This is a genomic window from Spongiactinospora sp. TRM90649, assembly GCF_029382225.1.
GTDB lineage: Bacteria > Actinomycetota > Actinomycetes > Streptosporangiales > Streptosporangiaceae > Spongiactinospora.
This window is the reverse complement of the sequence record NZ_JARLTC010000055.1, coordinates 1-18,190: the sequence shown is the minus strand read 5'-3', so window position 1 is coordinate 18,190 and position 18,190 is coordinate 1. Positions and strand designations below refer to the sequence as shown.

The window sequence follows — 18,190 nt, the reverse complement described above, 5'->3', positions numbered from 1 at the left end:
AAAAGCCCCGGGGACGCATGCCCCGGGGCTTTCAGAGCGCTAGGTCAGTCGCTCAGGTCCGACTCGGTTTCCACATATACGATGGCATTACGCGCATCGTCGAGGCGCTCATAGAGCTCCTGCAACTCCACGCGCGCCGCGTCACGGACACGAATCACCGCCCGCCGGGAGCCGTACGCGCCGCCCTCGCTTTCTTGGGCGACATTGGCCAGAATTCCCGCCCGCCCCAAGTTCTCCGCCTGCTCGGCCTTCGCGAGGATTCGCCGAAGGGTCGGGAACTCCCGGCCGTCACTGAACGCCTGCTGGAAGATCTCGCCGCTGTACTGAGCGGCGGAGAAAGCCACCGCCGCATGCCGCACATGCGCGCGCCGCCCCCCGGGTTGAGCGCCGGGCGTCGCATCGACGCCATTGCGGGCCACGTCCGCCCGGTAGCCGTTCCGGGCGGCGGCGTCGCGAACCGCCCATCGATGAAGGGTGGTGCGGGTGATGACCATCTCGCCCCCGTCCTTCCGCACGTACAGCCATGCCTGAGTTTCGCGCGTACCGCCGCTCTCCCGCGCTTCCTCGCACTTCGCGAGCACGTCACGCAGGCGCTGGGCGAAGAGAAGTACGGCGTCCTGGCCCACGTCGTCGGAGATGTCGTCGGTGCCGTACGGCGCGTGTCCCTCCCTGAGGACGGTCGCGCTTCCGTCCATGCGCTTACGTGACCGCGTGGAGTCCACCGTGCGGCAGTAGCCGCGCGCGAGCTTCTGGATTTCAGCCCAGTCCTCCGGCGTCACCCGCGCCATGTCGTCGGGCGTCAGGGTCGCCCCCGGCACATTCGCAGGGACGTCTTTCGTAATCTCGAATTTCGCTATGACCGCTCTCCGTTCTCGTACGGCGCACCTTTCGCACCGTCACCTTTTGGCCACCTCAATTCCATCAGAAAACGGAGTTCGCTACAACGATTTCAAGGCAAAGAATGCACTCGGCCACACATCGAACAGGGCATTCAAGGGCTTCGAATGACCCTTCCCGAACACAGGAAAGACATAAGGTCGAGCATTAAGGAAGGATCATCAGCGCAATATTCATGGAGGCAATTTTAAATGCACGACCGGCCCCCATCTACTATGTAATCGTGCCTCAGTACACGTGTCGGAGTCGCCCGAAGACATCTCCCTCGGCTCTACCTGCGGGAACCCCTCTCCAGCAACCCCCGATTAATCGGGAGAGGTAGCACGAAGGCAAGCAGGAAGGGCAGTCGATGCCGATTTCCGCCGCCAATCCAGACCAGAATCGCAGTCGGGAACCGGCTACTCCGGGTTCACCGGCCTTCGTTGTCCGAGTGCAGGTCGAGCGTGAGCTGATCCGCGTCACCTGAGGCGGGTTGGTCGGTGAGCGGGATGCCGGCCACGGCGATGAGGGCGCCCAACATTGTGGGAGTTTTGGCAGAGCGCCGATGGGCCAGGTCGGCCAGGAGAAGCGCGGCGCCGACCGCGTCCCATAGCGCCCGGTGCGGCCGCCCGCCAGGGACGTGCGTTTCCACCTCGCCATAGAGGCCGTATTCGTCGAGGAGGCCGGAGAGGTTCCAGCGTTGGGCGCCGGGTCGGAGCCGGCGGGCGAGACGGGCGGTGTCGAGCAGCCCGGCGGGCCGCACGTCGGGCAGGCGCCGGTGGAGAAGCCGCCAGTCCACGCCGATGTTGTGGCCGACGAGGATGTGGCCGTTCAGCTTCTCCGCGATGATGTCGCGCACCTCGTCCAGGGTGGGAGCGCCGGTGAGTGCGTCGCCGGTCAGGCCGGGTGAGATCCACGGACGGGGGTGGATGCGGCGGCCCGGGTTGATGACGCTGTCCCAGGCCGCCCCCATGTCGGGACGGCCGTGTGCCAGCGGAACGGCCGCGATCTCCAGGATCGCCTCGTCCTGGCGGTCCTGGGCGCCGCTGCCTTCCAGGTCGAGGGCGACGATATCGGCGGCCGTCCACGGCTGGTCGTGCATGGCGTTCTCCCGGGTAGATCAGTCGTCCTCTTCGCGAACGGCAGCGGCGAGCCGGTCGCGGGCGCTGTCGAGGGCGGCCTGCTCGGCGGCGGTCAGTTCGTAGCCTTCCAGGGCGCGGCCGTGCGCGGCGTGCACATGGGGGTGTTCGACCTCCCACATCTGGTAGCCGAGCAAGTGCTGGAGGGCGTACCGGCGCTGCTCTCCGAGCTTGCCGGTCAGCACATGCCCGTCCTCCACCGCGAAGGGCGTGTCCGGGGCGAAACCGAACGAGTCCAGCGCGGCGCGGAATTCCTCGTCGGTCGGCGGGCGCAGCGCGGCGGCGCAGCGGGCCACCTGCCCGGGCGGGCAGATGTCGCACAGCTCGGGTACGCCGAGGTGGCCGTTGTAGTCAGGGAGCTGCCAGCCGTACGTGACACCGCAGGAGGTCTTGCGGAACAGCGGTATGCCGGTCTTCGCCTCCCGCCACGCCTGGACGATGCGGACGTCGAGGTCAGGCGGACGCATCTTGCGACGCTGCCAGCACCGCCCACGCTCAAGCGCACCACAGGTCAGGGCTCGAGCATGCCACTGGACATTTCTGAAATAGTCGAATACTTGTTACCCAAGGCCTACTCTGCTGGTATGCGAGGAGGCACCTTGGGTCACAAGTACTGGTTGGCGGTATACACCGAGGACACCTGGAACGAGTTCATCGCTCACGGTGCTGATGTGGCCGGATTCCCCGTGCGCCGTCGCAAGAGCGTGCACACCATGAAGCGGGGTGATCACCTGGTGTTCTACGTCATGGGGCTGAAGCGGTTGGTTGGCATCGCAGAGATCACCGGCGGACCTTACGAATCGGACGAGCAGATTTGGGCCAGCGGAGACTACCCACTCCGAGTCGGCGTTGACCTGAGCGTACAGGTTTCCAGCCCTGAGCAAGGAGTACCGATCACTGAACTTCTTGGCGAGCTTGACCTGTTCGAGCGGCGCGGCGACCTGGGCTCGTGGGGAGTGCGGCTTCGAGGGACTCCGAAGGTTCTCTCTGACCCGGATGGCCAGGCGATCTTGGCGGCGCTCCACAAAGCTCTGTCGGGTTCAGCGTCAACGCTTCACACAGAGGCCCAATACCTACTGCTAAAGCTTGGTGCGGACCTAGGCCTCGATGTGTACGTGGCAGTGAATGATCGCAGTCGTTTGTACGGTGACGTGCCACTCGGCTCTATGCCGAGGGTTGTGGCTGCCCTACCTCAATCGCTGCCCGACAAGGCCGCTGACGTGGTCAAGTATGTCGATGTGCTCTGGTTCAAGGACGATGCGGTCGTCGCGGCGTTCGAGGTGGAATGCACCACCGACATCAGCCGAGGCTGGGGGAGAATAGCGGATCTTTTGGCTTGCCTGCCGAACCTCAGAATCCCTCACTTCATTGTTGCTCCCCGGGAGCGGCGCGAGAAGGTTCGTCGTGAGGTCAATCGTCCGGCTCTGCGCCGTCTCGGCTCAGAACTTCAACAGGAGTATGTCCGCTATATGCCCATTGAGGATATGCGGATAGAAACTCTTCATCTAGGGTCCGATCTTCGCGGGGCTGGGCCGGCCTGGATTTTACGTCGTATCAGCGAGGATGTTGTTACCCGTTCGCGAGGTATCTGAGCATCTCCGCTATTTCCTGCGCTTCTTCATGGCTTGGTCCGTAGAGAACGCGGAGGTCGTCGAACAGCGGGCTCAGTACCTCGCGTGCCGCTACGACATTACCCTCGCTGGCGAGGAGCGTCCCAATGCTGCGCCGGACCTCGATGGCGGTTTGGGAGATGTCGCTCTCCTTCGCGCGGACCAGACTCAGAACGTCGCGGTACTGCCGGAGCGCATCAGTGACGTGGCCGAGTTCCGCGCGGCAGTCGGCTGCGTGGCGGCGGCAGTCGATGACGTTGTTGCCAGTCGGTCCTTCGGTGGCCTCGTAGGCCCGATTGAGGTCGTCGAACTCCGGTAGCGATCGGCGATAATCTCCGCCGATGAACAGAATCGCGGCCCTCCTCTTGCGCAGGGCGAGGACTCGTGGATGGCGGGCCCCAAGGGCGGCTGCACCTGAGTCGATCACTTCCTGGAGGGCGTCTGCTGCCTGGACGTAGCGCTCGTCGTCCAGGAGCTCGGTGACCTTACGGTTGGCGGCGGCGACGGCATCCTTGAAGTTGGAGTCAACCAGTCCACCTGGAGAAAAAGCAGGTGCTGGCTCGGGGACGCTGGGGGCGGCCTCGGGCGGGCGTGGGGCGTTCGGGCGACGATACATCTGGGTGGGATCCGGACATCCGGCGAACTGAGGACCGCTCCGCGGCGCGGGTGATCCCGGTGGAGGTAAGAACGGTAGAAGACTGAGGTATGCCGTGTAGGCATCCGACGGGCGCTGCTCGGGCTTCTTGGCCAGCAATTCGAGGACAAGCTTCTCCAGGTCCTCGGGGACTTCGGGGCGTAGCACGCGAACCAGCGTCGGTCGGGAATGGCGATGTTGCTCGACGAAGTCGTCCTCGGTGGGGCCGTCGAAGACCGGCCGACCAGTGAGCAGCTCGTGAAGGAGGCAGCCGAGAGCGTAGAGGTCGCTCTGCGGGGTGACTTGGCGGGCCCGGGTCTGTTCGGGCGACATGTACTGGAAGGTCCCCATCGGGATGCCGAGCCTGGTCAGTTGCGGCACATCGGGGCGGAGGATCGCGGCGATGCCGAAGTCGAGCACCTTGACGGTGCCGTCCGCGCTGACCAACACATTGTCGGGCTTGAGATCGCGGTGGACGACGGGAATGGCGTGGGCATGGGACAACACGGTGGCGATCTGCGCGGCCATCGCCGCCGCCCAGGGGATCGGCAGGAGAGCGCCTGGACTGACGTAGGAACGCAAGCTGGTGCCGTGGATGTACTCCATGACCAAGTAGAGCTGGTCATAGGGCTCTTCGAGGACAGCGTCGTAGACCTGGGGAACGCCATGATGGCGAATGCGGGCGGTAATGCGGGCTTCACGGCGGAAACGGTCGGCGAGCTCCTTGGCATCTCGTGCGGACGTGACCACATCTGTCCGGATGACCTTCACCGCGACCTCGCGGTCGAGCACGGCGTCGTAGCCGCGCCAGACCGTGCCCATGCCGCCGGTACTGATCTTCTCGGTCAGCTCGTATCGCCCGGCGACGGGTTCAATCGACACGTTGTCTCCACGAGTCGGCCTCAGCACGTTTGGTGATCAGTGTGACCATGGAAGAGCTCGACTGTCCAACAGAAGCCATCAAGCCACGTCGTCGAGCCCCTCCTGCTCGCGGATAAGCCGCCAGGCCGCACGGCGGGCGGTCTTGGTGAGCGCGACCTTGAATGTGGGGTCCTTGTCGAAGAACTTGTCGCCGAGCGTCTTCAGGTTGTCAACGTGGTCGGCGACCTTCTCCTCGAAGACCTTGTTGAAGACGTGCCCGAAGTTGTCCGGGTCCACATTGGCGACGGCGGCCTGCCGTACCTCGTGGTCGGCGACGGTCTCGTTGAACGGGACGATCATGTCCTGTTCAGTGAAGCTGGTGCCGAACTTCTCATTGAACTTCTCGATCAGCTCCGACAGCAGCGACTTCTCCTCCTCCTTGGACTGGCCGGAACCGTCGCCGAAGCCCTTGAGAACGGAAGCGCCTTCCGGGGTGAGGCCGAGGTCGTGCTCGCCGGTCTTCTCGGTCTTGACATGCGTGAGGTCGATCTCGCCCAGGTCCACGTCACCCCTGGCGCCGTGGGGGAGCCGGGCCAGCAGGTAGCGACCGTAGACGTAGAGCAGCTCCAGGTCCTCGTCCTGGTAGGGGATGACCTGGGAGAGGAATCCGTACTTGCTGACATAGGCGTCCAGGTCGGACCGGAAGTTCTCGGCCTTCTCCTGGTCGTCCTCATCCTCGCTGTCCAGCAGGTCCTTGAACCGGCTGGTAGCGGGCGCGAGCAGCCGGTAGAGCTCAGCGTGCAGCTTCTCGCGAGAGACCCTGGCCTCATCGGCCGCGAAGAGCGCTGCGGCGAAGGCGAGCATCTCCTGCTTGTAGAGCACCTGGTGACCCATGACCTTGCTCAACGCCGTGTACAGCAGGTTCGGGTCCGAGGGGAGCGTCTCTGCCTCCTCGAAGTAAGGGCGGAAAGAATCCCTGATCTGCTCGGCGTCGTTGACGAAGTCGATGACGGCCAGGTCCGCCTGTGACTTGCGCTCAGCGATCCGGTTCAGCCGCGACAGGGTCTGCACGGCGGCGATGCCCGCCAGCTTCTTGTTGACGTACATCGTGGTCAGCAGCGGCTCGTCGAAGCCGGTCTGATACTTGTCGGCCACGACCAGGATCCGATACTCGGCGCGGCCCCTGCCGCCGGCTTTCACGACCTTGTCGTCGGCGCGGGTGTAGGCGAACGCCTTGGGCAGGGCGTCCTCGCCGATGCCGCCGTTCTCCTTGACCTCGGTGATGTCCTTGTCGCCGTCGTGGTCGAGGCTGCCGGAGAAGGCGACCAGCACTCCGATGTCACTGCCGCGGATCTCCAGCTCCTCCTTGATGGCACGTGACATCTGCAACGCGCTGACCCGGTAAGGAGTGACGACCATCGCCTTGGCCCGTCCGCCCATCCTGCCTCGGGTGTGGGCCAGGAAGTGCTCGACGATGACGACCGCCTGCTGCGCGACGGTAGCATCATGGGTGAGGGCGTACCGGGCCAGCTGTGGACTGGCCTTGGACTTGTCCACCTCCCGGTCATCGGGGTTGTTGCTGACCAGCTTCCAGAAGGTGTCGTAGGTGACGTAGGCGCGAAGCGGATCGAGGATGAAGCCCTCCTCGATCGCCTGGCGCATCGCGTAGGTGTGGAACGGCTTGTACGTCTCCTCGCCGTCGATCTTCGCCAGCTTGCCGAACAGCTCCAGGGTCTTGGCTTTCGGCGTGGCCGTGAAGGCGAAGTAGGAGATGTTGGAGGCCATGCCGCGCTCGGCGGCGCTCTGCTTCAGCTTGGCGTCCACACTGGTGGCCCCCTGGGCTTCGTCCTCGGCATCCAGGCCGAGATCACGCAGCGCGGCGCGGACCGCCTTGGCGGCCTCGCCGGACTGGGAGGAGTGCGCCTCGTCTACGACGATCGCGAACGTCCGGCCTTTGATCTCGGTCGGGTTGTCCTTGAGGTACTCCACCAGCACCGGGAAGGTGGCCAGCGTCACCGTGATGATCTTCCCGCTCTCCTTGGAGAGCGCGGTTGCCAACTGTGCCGACTTCGCTCCCTGCCGCTCGTCGATCTTGACGACAAGCCCGGCGGTCTGCTCGAAGCTGCCGACCGTCTCGCGGAGCTGGGCATCCAGGTTGCGCCGGTCGGTGATGATGATCGTCTTGTCGAATACCGGAATGCCCGGTTTGAGCCCTTTGGCCACCGCTGCGGGATCGAGCTCGCGGGCATCGGTCGCCGTGTGCAGCGCGCTCAAGCGGTGCGCCAGCCAGGCGATCGTGTTCGACTTGCCGGAGCCGGCCGAGTGCATGACCAGGTAGTTGTGACCGGCTCCATGCCGTACGGCATGCGCTGTGAGCTTCTTTACGGCATCCCACTGGTGGAACCTGGGGAAGATCGCCGAGCGTCCGCTGCCCTTCTTGTCCTTGGGCTGGTGGACGAAGCGCTCCAGCAGGTCCAGCCAGTTGTCACGCTCCCACACCTGCTCCCACAGGTAGGAGGTCGGATACTTTCCCGGTACGGTCGGCGTCGGGTTTCCGGTGCCGCCGGATTCCCCCGGGCCTTCCGACCCCGTGTTGAAGGGAAGGAACGGGGTGTTCTTGCCGCGCAATCTCGGAGCGACGAAGACCTGGTCGGGGTCGACGGCGAAGTTCGCCACCGACTTTTGGGCGAAGATCGGCTCGGTGGGGTCGCGGTCTTCCCGGTACTGCTTCTTGGCCTGCTCCACGCCCTGCCCGGTGAGCGGGTTCTTCAGCTCGGCGGTGGCGACCGGAATGCCGTTGACGAATAGCACCAGGTCCAGACGGTGGCCCTTGTCCGCCGCTTTGGTGGCGTAGGCGATCTCCCGGATGACCGTGAGCCGGTTGGCGCGATAGTTGGTCAGCACGTCGTCGGATTCGACCAAGTTCGGCTTGAAGTAGGCCAGCCTGATACGAACGCCGCGATCCTTCACGCCGTTCCGCAGCACATTGAGGACGCCTTCGGCGGCGATCTCCTGGTTCAGCCGTTTGACGAAACCCTGCTGGGCGGCATCGGGCTCGTTGCCGTAGAGGGTGAGCAGTTGGTTCCACTCGTCGATTTGGGTCGCGCCGATGAAGGTGAACAGTTCTGCGGCGGCCAGGCCAAGATCGACTCGATAGTCCGAGTGATGGCCCACCTCCCAGCCACACTGCTGCATTTCGGCAAGGATCGTGCTCCGAAAGGCTTCCTCGTTGTGGTGCGCAGCCATCACTACTCCACTTCACGTCCGCTCGCCGATGACACATCGAACTGCCCCGTCACTGCCGCCGTGATCAGTGCCTGTCGATATTCTGCTAGTAGTCCTCTCGACCTCTCAAGCATGGACCGCGCTCGCCGGCTCTCCTCTGCGGCCCTTTCAAGGCTCAGTGCAATTTCATCCTGCCGATTCACAGGAACATTCGGAAGCTCGCAATTCTTAACGACGCCGGTCGGTAGGTTGTTGGCCATACCATCGGCTCCAGAAATGCCGTTTTTGATGTGTTCGCGAACACGATGACTGCGCAACATATTCGCTACGAAGCCGGGTCTCATTCGGGTCTCGTTGAGGCGGATTCGATAGACTTTGTCGCACAGGAGGAGGTTGCCTTCGTAGTCCCCCACTATTCCGGCACTACCGATCAGGTCCCGTGATCCACTTGCTCTTGACATCAAAAGATCGCCCGGATAAAGGCGATACTCTTGTCGCGGGGCGGTCTCTGATGGCAGCGCCTTGTGCTGAAGAGGGTCGAATATGCCAGTGTTAACGCATCCTGCCTTTACTACTGCCCACTCACCGTCTTCTGCTAGCCGATCATCGCACTGTGGCGACCAGCCTTGCTCGATGCTCATCAAGGTGTAGCGTAGGCGAATCGCACCGTATTTGACGACGCAGACCTCATAGACCCCGGAGAGGGCGCTAATCGTGCGCGACAAAATCAGCTGGATTTGATGGGAACGGAGCATCGAGAGGCGGTCGATACGAGCAGTCTCGGCGTCGAGGAAGTTCGCGATCCGTCGCTGCGTGTCGATAGCAGGGGTAGGGATATGGAGATCGCCTACCTGTTCGAAGTTCAAACCGTCGCGGTTTCCTCCGGCCTGCAGCGACAGAATCTGTGCCCATGTTGTGTATGCAGAAAGAGCATATTCGAGGAATCGTGAATCGACGGAGCTTGTCGGCCGCAGGATGCATACGTGCTGATTTACGTTCGCCTCCCCGATTCCCTTTGGGAAGCGTGCCACCCTCCCGATTGACGCCCCAGTTATGTTGAGAAGAACGTCGCCCTCTACGAGTCGCGTGTTCTCCATCTCTCGATGTGTTTCCTCGCTAATGTAAGCGACATCCTCAAGTCTGAGGCCACCGAAATGGATGTTCTGGCTCCGTAGAAATACAACGCCCTCTTCGGGATATGTTTCCGAGCCGCCCATCGGAGTTTTTCCACTCCCGATCTTGGAAACCAAATGCTTAACTCGAGACATATTCGCGAAAGCTTTCATGAACTCGATCATTCGGTCACCTCGCTGAGGAGGGACTGGATCTCAGCCTCAAGGGACTTGAGTTCGGCGTCGATCTCGGCCAGCGGGCGGGGTGGCGTGTAGACGTAGAAGTGCCGGGTAACCGGGATCTCGTAGCCGATCTTCGTCTTCTCGTGGTCGATCCAGGCGTCAGGGACATGCGGTAGGACTTCTCGCTTCAGATAATCCTCGACGTCCTCGTCCAGCGGCACATTCTCGAAGTCGCGCAGGTCCGGGTCGGGTTCCGGATGAGGGTCGCTCTTCTTCTTGCGCTGCACCTCGCCCTTCGGGTCCTTCACGCCGATGGCGTCACGGAGCGACTTGAGGAACGGCGCCTTCGTCGGCCACGGCCTCCCGGCAGCGGCCACCGCCGCGTGCAGAGCCGAGAACGCCTCGATCTTCGTCCACCACGTGGAGCCAAGCAGCGGGCGGATCGCCTCAAGTTGGTCGCTGACACCGATGTCGCTGCCTGCGGCAATCGGATTGTAGACCGTCAGGGAGGTCCGCACCTTGGCGAGGGTCTCTTCGGTGAGCTCGAACCGGAGCTTGAGCGGGCGCTCGACGGTGATGCGGCGGTAGCCGAAATCCTCGTTGCCGAAGATCTTGACCTTGCCGTGCAACGGGTGCTCGGGGTCGTCGGCCACGCTGAGCGCTTCACCGTACAGTCTGGTGATCTCTCTGATCTGGTCCTCGCCGATCGCCTTACGCTTGTCACCGAGGGACTTGCGCATCTTCTGCCAGTACTCCCGCGCGTCCAGCAGGATGACCTTCCCCTGGTGATCGGGGGACTTGCGGTTGCTGAGGATCCAGAAGTAGGTGGAGATCCCGGTGTTGTAGAAGAGCTGGTCGGGCAGGGCGACGATCGCCTCCAGCCAGTCGTTCTCCAGGATCCAGCGGCGGATGTTCGACTCGCCCGAACCGGCGGCACCGGTGAACAGCGGGGAGCCGTTGAAGACGATCGCGATGCGACTCCCGCCCAGCGCGGGCGTCTTCATCTTGGAGATCATGTGCTGGAGAAAGAGCAGCGAGCCGTCGTTGATCCGGGGCAGACCGGCCTGGAACTTGCCCTCCGGTTCGCGTGCCGCCTCGTCCTCGATCTGGGTCTTGATCTTCTTCCACTCGACGCCGAACGGCGGGTTGGCCAGCAGGTAGTCGAACCGCTCCCGCAGGTGGCCGTCGTCGGTGAAGGAGTTGCCGAAGGCGATGTGGTCCGGGTCCTGGCCCTTGATCATGAGGTCGGAGCGGCAGATAGCCCACGACTCGGGGTTAAGCTCCTGGCCGAACGCCTTTACGGTCGCGCCGGGGTTGAACGTCTTGATGTGCTCCTCGGCGGCGCTGAGCATGCCGCCGGTGCCGCACGCCGGGTCGAGCACGGTGCGTACGACACCGCTATCCCGCAGCAGATCGGCGTCAGGTGCGATGAGTAGGTTGACCATCAGCTCGATGACCTCACGCGGGGTGAAGTGCTCACCTGCAGTCTCGTTCGAGGCCTCGGCGAAGCGCCGGATCAGGTCCTCGAAGATGTAGCCCATGGCCTGGTTGGGGACCGCTCGCGGGTCCAGGTCGAGGTCGGCGAACTTGCCCACGACCTGGTAGAGCAGGTCGGCCTCGTCCAGCTTCTTGATCTGCTGGGCGAAGTCGTACTTCTCTAGCACCTCGCGGGCGTTGTCGGAGAAGGCCGCCACGTACTGGTTCATCAGCAAGGCGGCATGCTTCGGATCACCCGCGATCTTCTTAAGTGTGTAGCGGCTGATGTTGTAGAAGTTGTGCCCGGCCGCTCGGCGTAGGAAAAACTCCCGCTCCTCCCCCTTGTCGGCGGCGTCGGCGACGGCGTCACGGGTGGAGTCCAGGACGCATTCGAGGCGGCGCAGCACGGTGAACGGCAGGATCACCTTGCCGTAGTCATGCCTGCGATAGTCACCGCGCAGCAGGTCGGCGACGGCCCAAGCGTGATTGGACAGTTGGGAGTGCTTACCGAGGTCCAACGGGGTCCTTCTCTCGTGGCGACCGGGAGGACAGCGTCCTCCAGTGTGAGGGGACTGCGAAGAGCGGAAGGGCTGATCCAGCGGAAAACTCAACGTTGCGGAGGTTTTAGCCCACCGCCGGTCAGGGCTGAGGAGACGGTTCTGGCGGTTTCGACGGCCAGTTCGTGTATCTGCCGGGCTGCCTCCTCCAACCGGTGCAGCTCACGGAAGGCGGAGCCGTACCGGATCTGCTCCTCCAGTGGGAGGAGCGGCACCTTGAACCGCAGCGGATCGATGGGGATGTAGGAACGCAGACCGGATGCGGCTGCGAGATTCTCCTCCGTGAGTGAGAAGCCGGCCAGGAACCACGGGTCCAGCCGGGACGGGTCGACCCGGAGGGCGACCAGATCGGCGTCCAGCACGGCTCCCGCGTGGCGATCGTCAACCACCCGGAACCTCGCTCGCTCTCGCAAGGCGACCCCCTTGGGAAGGAGGACATCGCCCGCCGCCACGATGACCGGCGTGGCCGGTTCAGGCCGGAGAACGGCAAGCAGGCCACCCCGGACGAGATCGCTGATCAAGGCGGTGCGCCATGTCCTCGGCTGGTCTGACGCAGACCATCGTTGAGAGGAGATCGCTGTGTCTAGATCGGCATGGCTCTGGGAGAGCTCGCTGAGAAGAAGAGCGGCCTGCTGGGAAACCTCTGCCGGGTCGAGCTGCGCACGGTGCAGGTGCCGGATCGGTGTGAGATCGACGTTGTCGCCGAAGAGTTCGACCACGGGGACCGCTCTGGCTCTACCGGGCACCGGTTCAAATTCGTCCGGGTGGTTGAGGAAGGCCCGCCAGGTGGCGAGGGTGGTGCCCGTGAGGGTCTCCCACGCAGGCGTTTCATCGCCGCTTCCTTCGGACAGGTCGAGCATCAGGATCGGTTCGGCAGTCGCATTGGAAGGAGGATTGCGCAACACCCACAGGTGAAGGCCAACGTGCAGCGGAACTGCGAGGCCGGGTGGTAGGGCGATCACTGCTCGGATGGCACCTGCTTTGAGTAGCTCGGTGCGAATCTTCCGGCTGGGCGTGCGCGTGGCCGTGGACGGCGGTAGCAGGAGCACCGCATGGCCACCGGGGGCAAGGTGGGCGAGTGCGTGCTGTACCCATGCCAGCTCGCTTTCACCGCGGGACGGCGTGCCGTACGTCCAGCGAGGGTCGTAGGCCAGTTCGTCGTGACCCCACTCGCGGTCCCCGAACGGTGGGTTGCACAGAACCGCGTCCGCCTTCAGCCCATGGAAGGCATCGGCGCGAAGACTGTCGCCGGCGCGCACCAGCGTCAAGGCCTCCGGTCTGGACAGCGTCAGGCGGAGGGTGCTGCGCAGAGCCTGCACCTCCACCCGATCCTGCCCGAGCAACTCGGTCGCTCCCCGACTGCCGGCAGCATCGAGGAGCGACCCACCGCCGCAGGCAGGGTCGAACACCGTCTCAGGGTAGTGGTCATCCGTCCCCAGCAGGGCTGCCATGAGGTCAGCGAGCTGGCGTGGGGTGGTGAAGGCGCCAGGGGAGTTGCTGTCGGCGAGCTCTCGTTCGGCCAAGACGTCCACGACAGCAAGACCACCCTGGTCGCGCACGCTGTTCACGATGGCTCGGAGCACCGGTGCATCGTCGGTCTCATAGGTCAGTGTGGAGCTTCCTGGGAGGTCAGCGAGACTGACCACGGCCTGGTTGGCCGCTTCAGCGAGCGCCTTGTCCGGCAGTGCGGTCAGGTCGCGCTCGGCTTGCACAGCGGCGAGCACGAAGGGCAGAAGTTGGTGCGCGATGGCGGATCCCTGCCGGAGCCGTAGCAGCGTGCGGAGCTCAGCCAGAGCAGAACCCGATTTTGTCGGCCCGTGAGCTGCCAACCAGACCCGTACGGCATCCAAGTCGTAGAGCGGACTGGTGTCGGCTCCAGCCGCAGGAGGGGGAAAGTCCGCGTGACGCCGCCGCCAGTTGCTGACGGTGGCTCTGGTGACCCCGGCCAGCCGGGAGATCTCGGCGGCGGTCACGTACACCGGCTGCTGCGACATGGTCTCCTCGTTCCCTTGGCGACTGCCGTGATGGTAGCTGCGAAAAGCAGCCTTAGACAAGCAGGAACTATTTAACGGCGCTTTCAGTCATACTTGATGCAAGCGGTCCTACTCATCCTCCGTCCTCGCTTGGAGTGCGCCATGGCACCTGCGACCCTCCCCGCCACCATCTACCGGCTCACCGGCATCACTCCCACCGCGGACGCGATGTTCGAAGCCACCTCCACCGGCCGTCTCGCTGCGCCGGGCGTCGATGTTATGGAGCTCGACATCGACGGTTCGCCAGCGGTTCTCTACTTCCGCCAGCACCCACCCTCCAAGGCCGGGTGGACTCCTGGCCTCTCCGCGCTCACAGGCGTATCGCTTCCGCTGATCAGGCAGGACTGCGAGGCGGTACTGATCGTGGCGGCGGGGCCGTACGTCTATGGGATCGGTTTCGGTCAGGGGTACCTCGCGGTCACTGACTCCCGTGAGCTGGGCTTCGGCCTGCACTGCGCGCTGCGCGCGGTCGACCCGGCACGGGTGCGCGACGTGGACCGACGGGCGCTCGGCGGCCTGTCACGGCACGATTCCACCTACGTCCCGGACGGCATCCCTATCGGTGGTGTCGGCATCCGAGACTACGCCGAGCTGGTCAAGAAGCTCGGCGGCCTGATCAAGGCCGCCGACCTCGGTCTCAACCACCGGGAAAGTGTCTCTGTCGAAGGTGCGGACGGGTTGCGCTTGCCCATCCCGCTGGAGCCGACGGCGTTTCGAGCCCTGCTGCACCGGTTGAACGAGATCAGCGAGCGCGAGGTGCCACCTGACTTCGAACGGCTGGAAGCCATCCGGCCGGTGGGCTCCGAGTCACTCCGCGACAAGTTGGACGCGCTGCTGGATGAGGCACTCCGCGGGCAGGGCGATGCCCGGCTGCATGTGGCGGTCCCGGCCGCCCTGGTCGACCTGCGCCACGAGGCTCGCTCGTACCGCATCAAGGTCGGTAGCGTCGCGATCGTCCGGGAGGAGCTCGACCTCGACGACCTCCGCCTGCGGTGCAAGGTACAGCACTGCACCAGCCCCTCCGTCGCGCTCCGCGACGGGACTGTCGAGATGTGTGCCGACCGTGAAGGAAAGGAGCCGATCGGCAGGGCCCGGGCCATCCGCTGGTTCGAGGCTGTGGCGGCGATTGGGTCACGCATCTACCAGCTCAACGGCGGGGAATGGTACGAGTGTGGTGCCGGCTACGTCGAGTCGATGCGGCGCCGCCTGCAGGAGCTCATCGTGCCCGAGTCGGAGGTGACCATGTTGCCGTGGCGGGCTGGTGAGTCCGAGGAGGAGTACAACATCCGCATGCAGAACACGTTTGGACGAGGTCGGTACCTGTGCCTCGATCGCCAGTTCAGCCGGACCCGGCAGCAGCGCCGGGGTAAGGGTTACGAGGCGTGTGACGGGCTGACCGACCGGCACACGCTTGTGCATGTCAAGGCGGCGCACAGCTCGGAGCCCCTCAGCCATCAGTTCGCCCAGGCGCTGATCTCGACTCGGACGTTGTACAACGAGCCGGATGCTCGCGCAAAGTTTAGCGCGAAGGTGGCGAAGCTGAGCGGCGGCCTGCTCACCGTGCCAGAGAACTTCGTGCCGGGCAAGATCGTGCTGGCCATCCTCCTCAAGGGCAAGGAACTGACTCCCGACTCGCTCTACCCGTTCGCCCAGGTCGCGCTCGTTGCACTCGCCGAGACGCTCCAGCGTGACCACGGGGTGATCGTCGAGGTCGTCGGCATCCCGAGCGATTCCTCGGCTGAGGACGGCGGCTGAGAACCCGCCCACACCACTACCTGGCCTGAATTGGATTGGAAGTCCTCGGCTAACGTAGCTCCGCTGGAAGCGGAAGGCCACGCTGTGGGCTCGGACCGGGGCGCGGTTATCAGCCTTGCGACTGGCCCGTTTCCTCGGCCCGCCCGCCAAACCCGGCGTGCGACTCTCACCGCACCGGGCTCTCCACAAACCCCAGACCGGTACCTTCGCCTCCCCGGACGGTGGCGTCCTCGGGTACGTCGTGGAGGGACAGGCCCGGATCCTGTCCACACCGCGGGAGCGGGTCACGCTTCGCGTCCCGGCCCATGCCGCCTTTGCCCGTGTTCCGCTGTACACGGCTGTTCTGGGGGACGACGCGGAATCGCTGCGGGCCATCGCCGCCGGGGCCGACGGACTGGTCGTCGCCGCCATGGGGGCCGGGCATGTGCCCGCCTGTTACCTGGACACACTGACCGAACTGGCGGGACGGATCCCGGTGGTGCTGGCCTCTCGTACCGGCTCGGGCCCCGTGCTGACCGCCACTTACAGCTTCCCCGGCTCCGAACGCGATCTCCTGGCCCGGGGACTCCTCCACGCCGGTTTCCTGCATCCCTACAAGGCGCGCATCCTGCTCACCGCGCTCGTCACCGCCGGAGCTTCCACCGCCGAGATCAAGGACACGTTCGCGACGGCGGGAGGGGTCAATGCATAGCCACGAACTCGCTCTCGGCCGCACCTTCGGCGTCACTTTCGACCATGGCGAGGACTTCTTCACCGCCTTGGGCGACTTCTGCCGAACCAACGGCGTACGCCAGGGCTACATCCCGATGTTCATCGCCGGGCTCGCAGCGGTCGACATCGTCGGCACCTGCGAAAAGCTCGCCAACCCGCAAGCGCCGGTGTGGTCCAAGGTCCAGCTCTCCAACGTCGAAGCGCTCGGTGGCGGGACCATCGCCCACGACCCTGACACCGGCGGCATCCTCCCTCACATCCACATCGCCGTCGGCCTCAAAGAACACTCAGCCACCTGCTCGCAGCTCAGGTTCAATTCCTCACAGAAATGGTCATCGTCGAGGTGGTGCATCCCACGATGAACCGCGTCCGCAATCTCGACCTTTATGACATACCGCTACTCGGGTTCTCTGTGTAGCCATCGTCCCGACTCAATACCCAATCGGCAGTCGGCGAGCGGATTTCGGCCTCAATTAGACTCGCCCAAAGTCCGCCATTTCCATTTTAGCATCACGAAGCGTGCATTTCGGGCGCCTATTTGTCAGCACGCCGACTTATCCCCTACGCCGCTCCTCGCATTCCAGCAGGCCGCCGAAGGGGGCACGCGGGCAAGATGTCCAAGTGTAGGCAAAATATCAGGCCATACCTGATAGCCATGTCTTCGATTGCCATTCTGGCCATAACGGGCTGCCAATCGGAAGAAGCAACCCAACAAGCTGGGAAAACGCCCGTCCCAACATCCCGAACAACGCGCTCGCCCCACCCTTCACCATCCACCGCGCACGACGCCGTACTGGCCGCCTACCGCAACTACTGGAAGCTTCTCCCACAAGCGGGCCAATCAACGCCCGCACAAGCGCGCGTTTTACTCAAACCACATGTGAGCGGCAAATACTTGGACCATCTGGTCGACGGCGTCAGAAGGATGCGATCAGAGGGCCGCGAGCCGTACGGACAGGTGATCCCGCGCGTGAAAGAAGTGTGGGTGGCCCAGGGGCAGGCGAAGGTCATCGACTGCCAGGACATCGTGAATACCGGCATGGCCGATGCCACCACGCACGAGCGCATACCCGAGACAGGCGAGGCACAGTCCTCGGCCAATGTTGAGGCCATGCTGCAGCGGGCCCCCGGCGGACGATGGGTGCTCACCGGAATGGCCTTCAAGGAGGCGCCGTGCACTCCGCCGTCGCCGTGACCATGGCCGCGTCCGCGCTCGCCGGCGGTTTCCACGGCAGCGCCGACGATGACAGGGGCGCCTCTCCATGGGATGACCACTGGCTGGTTTACGGCCGGCACGAGCAGGCGCGACCCCGACCAGCGACCACCACGGGAGACAATGGCTATCGCGACTGCCACACCCTCTCTGGACGGCACGAATTCGGTACATCCAGTGCGACGAGGCACCGGGTGGCCGGACCAACCTGTTCAACGCCATCGTGCCGAGCAGACCCGGCGCCACTGTCGACGACACGTGAAAACTGGATCAGGCACACATTCCGTGATCGGAGCCTGGTCAATCAGTCAGCAGGATGCGTTTGCGCAGGAGATCGGCGCCTTCTCGGTCGGCTGGGCGCTGCGTCGTCGCTCCGACGCACTGGCCAGAATCAGCAAGGACTGGGGCGCGTATCTCATCGTCGGGGTAATCAGTCTGTCGATCACGCTAATCACCCAAGGGCGGGTTCCGCTACCCATAGGCGCAGCGTTGGTCGCCCTCGGCGGATGGTGCGTGACCTACGGTCTGGTCGGCGTGTGTATGCGCTTCCTCACCCGCCCCCGCCCGGCGATCCGATACCTGGCCGACGCCTCCTACTGGATGTACCTCATGCACCTGCCGATCGTGGTCGCCATCGGGATCAGCCTTGCCGACCTGAGCCTCCCGGTCATGGTCAAGCTGTTGATCACCCTGATCGCTTCCAGCGCGATACTGCTCTTCACGTATCAGCTAGTGGTGCATCACGCAACCTTGGTGGGGTAACTGGTCCATGATCGAATCGGGGAGCTTGCGGCGAAGCTGACCT

The 18,190-nt window shown here is 64.2% G+C and carries 14 protein-coding genes; 6 read left to right on the top strand and 8 right to left on the bottom strand.

From position 1 onward, the window contains the following. Positions 1-44: 44 nt before the first annotated feature. From P3X83_RS41325 to P3X83_RS41315, 3 genes are all read right to left on the bottom strand, one after another. Complete coding sequence (locus tag P3X83_RS41325; RefSeq protein WP_277310901.1) at positions 45-788, bottom strand: hypothetical protein; 744 nt, start codon at positions 786-788, stop codon at positions 45-47. Between the two features lie 518 nt (positions 789-1,306). After that, positions 1,307-1,978 (bottom strand): 3'-5' exonuclease, encoded by a 672-nt coding sequence (locus P3X83_RS41320; protein ID WP_277310900.1) that lies wholly within the window; start codon positions 1,976-1,978, stop codon positions 1,307-1,309. 18 nt (positions 1,979-1,996) lie between these two features. Further along, positions 1,997-2,482, bottom strand: coding sequence for a hypothetical protein (locus P3X83_RS41315; protein ID WP_277310899.1), 486 nt, complete (start codon positions 2,480-2,482; stop codon positions 1,997-1,999). Positions 2,483-2,539: 57 nt separating this feature from the next. On the opposite strand from P3X83_RS41315, the gene P3X83_RS41310 reads away from it, so the two are divergent. Further along, positions 2,540-3,607, top strand: a complete 1,068-nt coding sequence (locus tag P3X83_RS41310; RefSeq protein ID WP_277310898.1) for an EVE domain-containing protein — start codon at positions 2,540-2,542, stop codon at positions 3,605-3,607. Here P3X83_RS41310 and P3X83_RS41305 read toward each other — a convergent pair. The 5 genes from P3X83_RS41305 to P3X83_RS41285 all read right to left on the bottom strand — a co-directional run bounded on the left by P3X83_RS41305 (position 3,585) and on the right by P3X83_RS41285 (position 13,667). Beyond that, positions 3,585-5,141: a serine/threonine-protein kinase gene (locus P3X83_RS41305; protein ID WP_277310897.1), complete on the bottom strand. Its 1,557-nt coding sequence runs from the start codon at positions 5,139-5,141 to the stop codon at positions 3,585-3,587. The two genes, P3X83_RS41310 and P3X83_RS41305, sit on opposite strands and share 23 nt — an antisense overlap. 78 nt (positions 5,142-5,219) lie before the next feature. After that, positions 5,220-8,366 carry a type I restriction endonuclease gene (locus P3X83_RS41300; RefSeq protein WP_277310896.1) on the bottom strand — a complete coding sequence of 1,049 codons (3,147 nt, stop codon included), beginning with the start codon at positions 8,364-8,366 and terminating at the stop codon, positions 5,220-5,222. A gap of 2 nt (positions 8,367-8,368) precedes the next feature. Continuing rightward, a complete protein-coding gene (locus P3X83_RS41295; RefSeq protein WP_277310895.1) occupies positions 8,369-9,643 on the bottom strand; it encodes a restriction endonuclease subunit S in 1,275 nt (424 codons plus the stop codon). Beyond that, positions 9,640-11,634, bottom strand: coding sequence for a class I SAM-dependent DNA methyltransferase (locus P3X83_RS41290; protein WP_277310894.1), 1,995 nt, complete (start codon positions 11,632-11,634; stop codon positions 9,640-9,642). Before P3X83_RS41290 ends, P3X83_RS41295 begins: the two co-directional genes overlap by 4 nt. 89 nt (positions 11,635-11,723) lie before the next feature. Beyond that, positions 11,724-13,667 carry an N-6 DNA methylase gene (locus P3X83_RS41285; protein WP_277310893.1) on the bottom strand — a complete coding sequence of 648 codons (1,944 nt, stop codon included), beginning with the start codon at positions 13,665-13,667 and terminating at the stop codon, positions 11,724-11,726. Between the two features lie 141 nt (positions 13,668-13,808). On the opposite strand from P3X83_RS41285, the gene P3X83_RS41280 reads away from it, so the two are divergent. From P3X83_RS41280 to P3X83_RS41260, 5 genes are all read left to right on the top strand, one after another. Continuing rightward, positions 13,809-15,461 (top strand): DUF6119 family protein, encoded by a 1,653-nt coding sequence (locus P3X83_RS41280; protein WP_277310892.1) that lies wholly within the window; start codon positions 13,809-13,811, stop codon positions 15,459-15,461. Between the two features lie 115 nt (positions 15,462-15,576). Beyond that, complete coding sequence (locus P3X83_RS41275; protein WP_277310891.1) at positions 15,577-16,152, top strand: hypothetical protein; 576 nt, start codon at positions 15,577-15,579, stop codon at positions 16,150-16,152. Continuing rightward, complete coding sequence (locus P3X83_RS41270) at positions 16,145-16,534, top strand: DUF296 domain-containing protein (RefSeq protein ID WP_277310890.1); 390 nt, start codon at positions 16,145-16,147, stop codon at positions 16,532-16,534. Before P3X83_RS41275 ends, P3X83_RS41270 begins: the two co-directional genes overlap by 8 nt. 293 nt (positions 16,535-16,827) lie before the next feature. Then, on the top strand, positions 16,828-17,367 hold the full coding sequence (locus P3X83_RS41265) for a hypothetical protein (protein ID WP_277310889.1): 540 nt from the start codon (positions 16,828-16,830) through the stop codon (positions 17,365-17,367). Between the two features lie 303 nt (positions 17,368-17,670). Further along, entirely contained in the window at positions 17,671-18,147 is a 477-nt protein-coding gene (locus P3X83_RS41260) for an acyltransferase family protein (protein ID WP_277310888.1), read from the top strand. Positions 18,148-18,190 lie beyond the last annotated feature (43 nt).

What these genes read in the sequence shown, in the direction of transcription:
- P3X83_RS41325 (WP_277310901.1), bottom strand. Translation starts at nt 788, where the DNA reads ATGGCGCGGGTGACGCCGGAGGACTGGGCTGAAATCCAGAAGCTCGCG.
- P3X83_RS41320 (WP_277310900.1), bottom strand. Translation starts at nt 1,978, where the DNA reads ATGCACGACCAGCCGTGGACGGCCGCCGATATCGTCGCCCTCGACCTG.
- P3X83_RS41315 (WP_277310899.1), bottom strand. Translation starts at nt 2,482, where the DNA reads ATGCGTCCGCCTGACCTCGACGTCCGCATCGTCCAGGCGTGGCGGGAG.
- P3X83_RS41310 (WP_277310898.1), top strand. Translation starts at nt 2,540, where the DNA reads ATGCCACTGGACATTTCTGAAATAGTCGAATACTTGTTACCCAAGGCC.
- P3X83_RS41300 (WP_277310896.1), bottom strand. Translation starts at nt 8,366, where the DNA reads ATGGCTGCGCACCACAACGAGGAAGCCTTTCGGAGCACGATCCTTGCC.
- P3X83_RS41295 (WP_277310895.1), bottom strand. Translation starts at nt 9,643, where the DNA reads ATGATCGAGTTCATGAAAGCTTTCGCGAATATGTCTCGAGTTAAGCAT.
- P3X83_RS41285 (WP_277310893.1), bottom strand. Translation starts at nt 13,667, where the DNA reads ATGTCGCAGCAGCCGGTGTACGTGACCGCCGCCGAGATCTCCCGGCTG.
- P3X83_RS41280 (WP_277310892.1), top strand. Translation starts at nt 13,809, where the DNA reads ATGGCACCTGCGACCCTCCCCGCCACCATCTACCGGCTCACCGGCATC.
- P3X83_RS41270 (WP_277310890.1), top strand. Translation starts at nt 16,145, where the DNA reads ATGCATAGCCACGAACTCGCTCTCGGCCGCACCTTCGGCGTCACTTTC.
- P3X83_RS41265 (WP_277310889.1), top strand. Translation starts at nt 16,828, where the DNA reads ATGTCTTCGATTGCCATTCTGGCCATAACGGGCTGCCAATCGGAAGAA.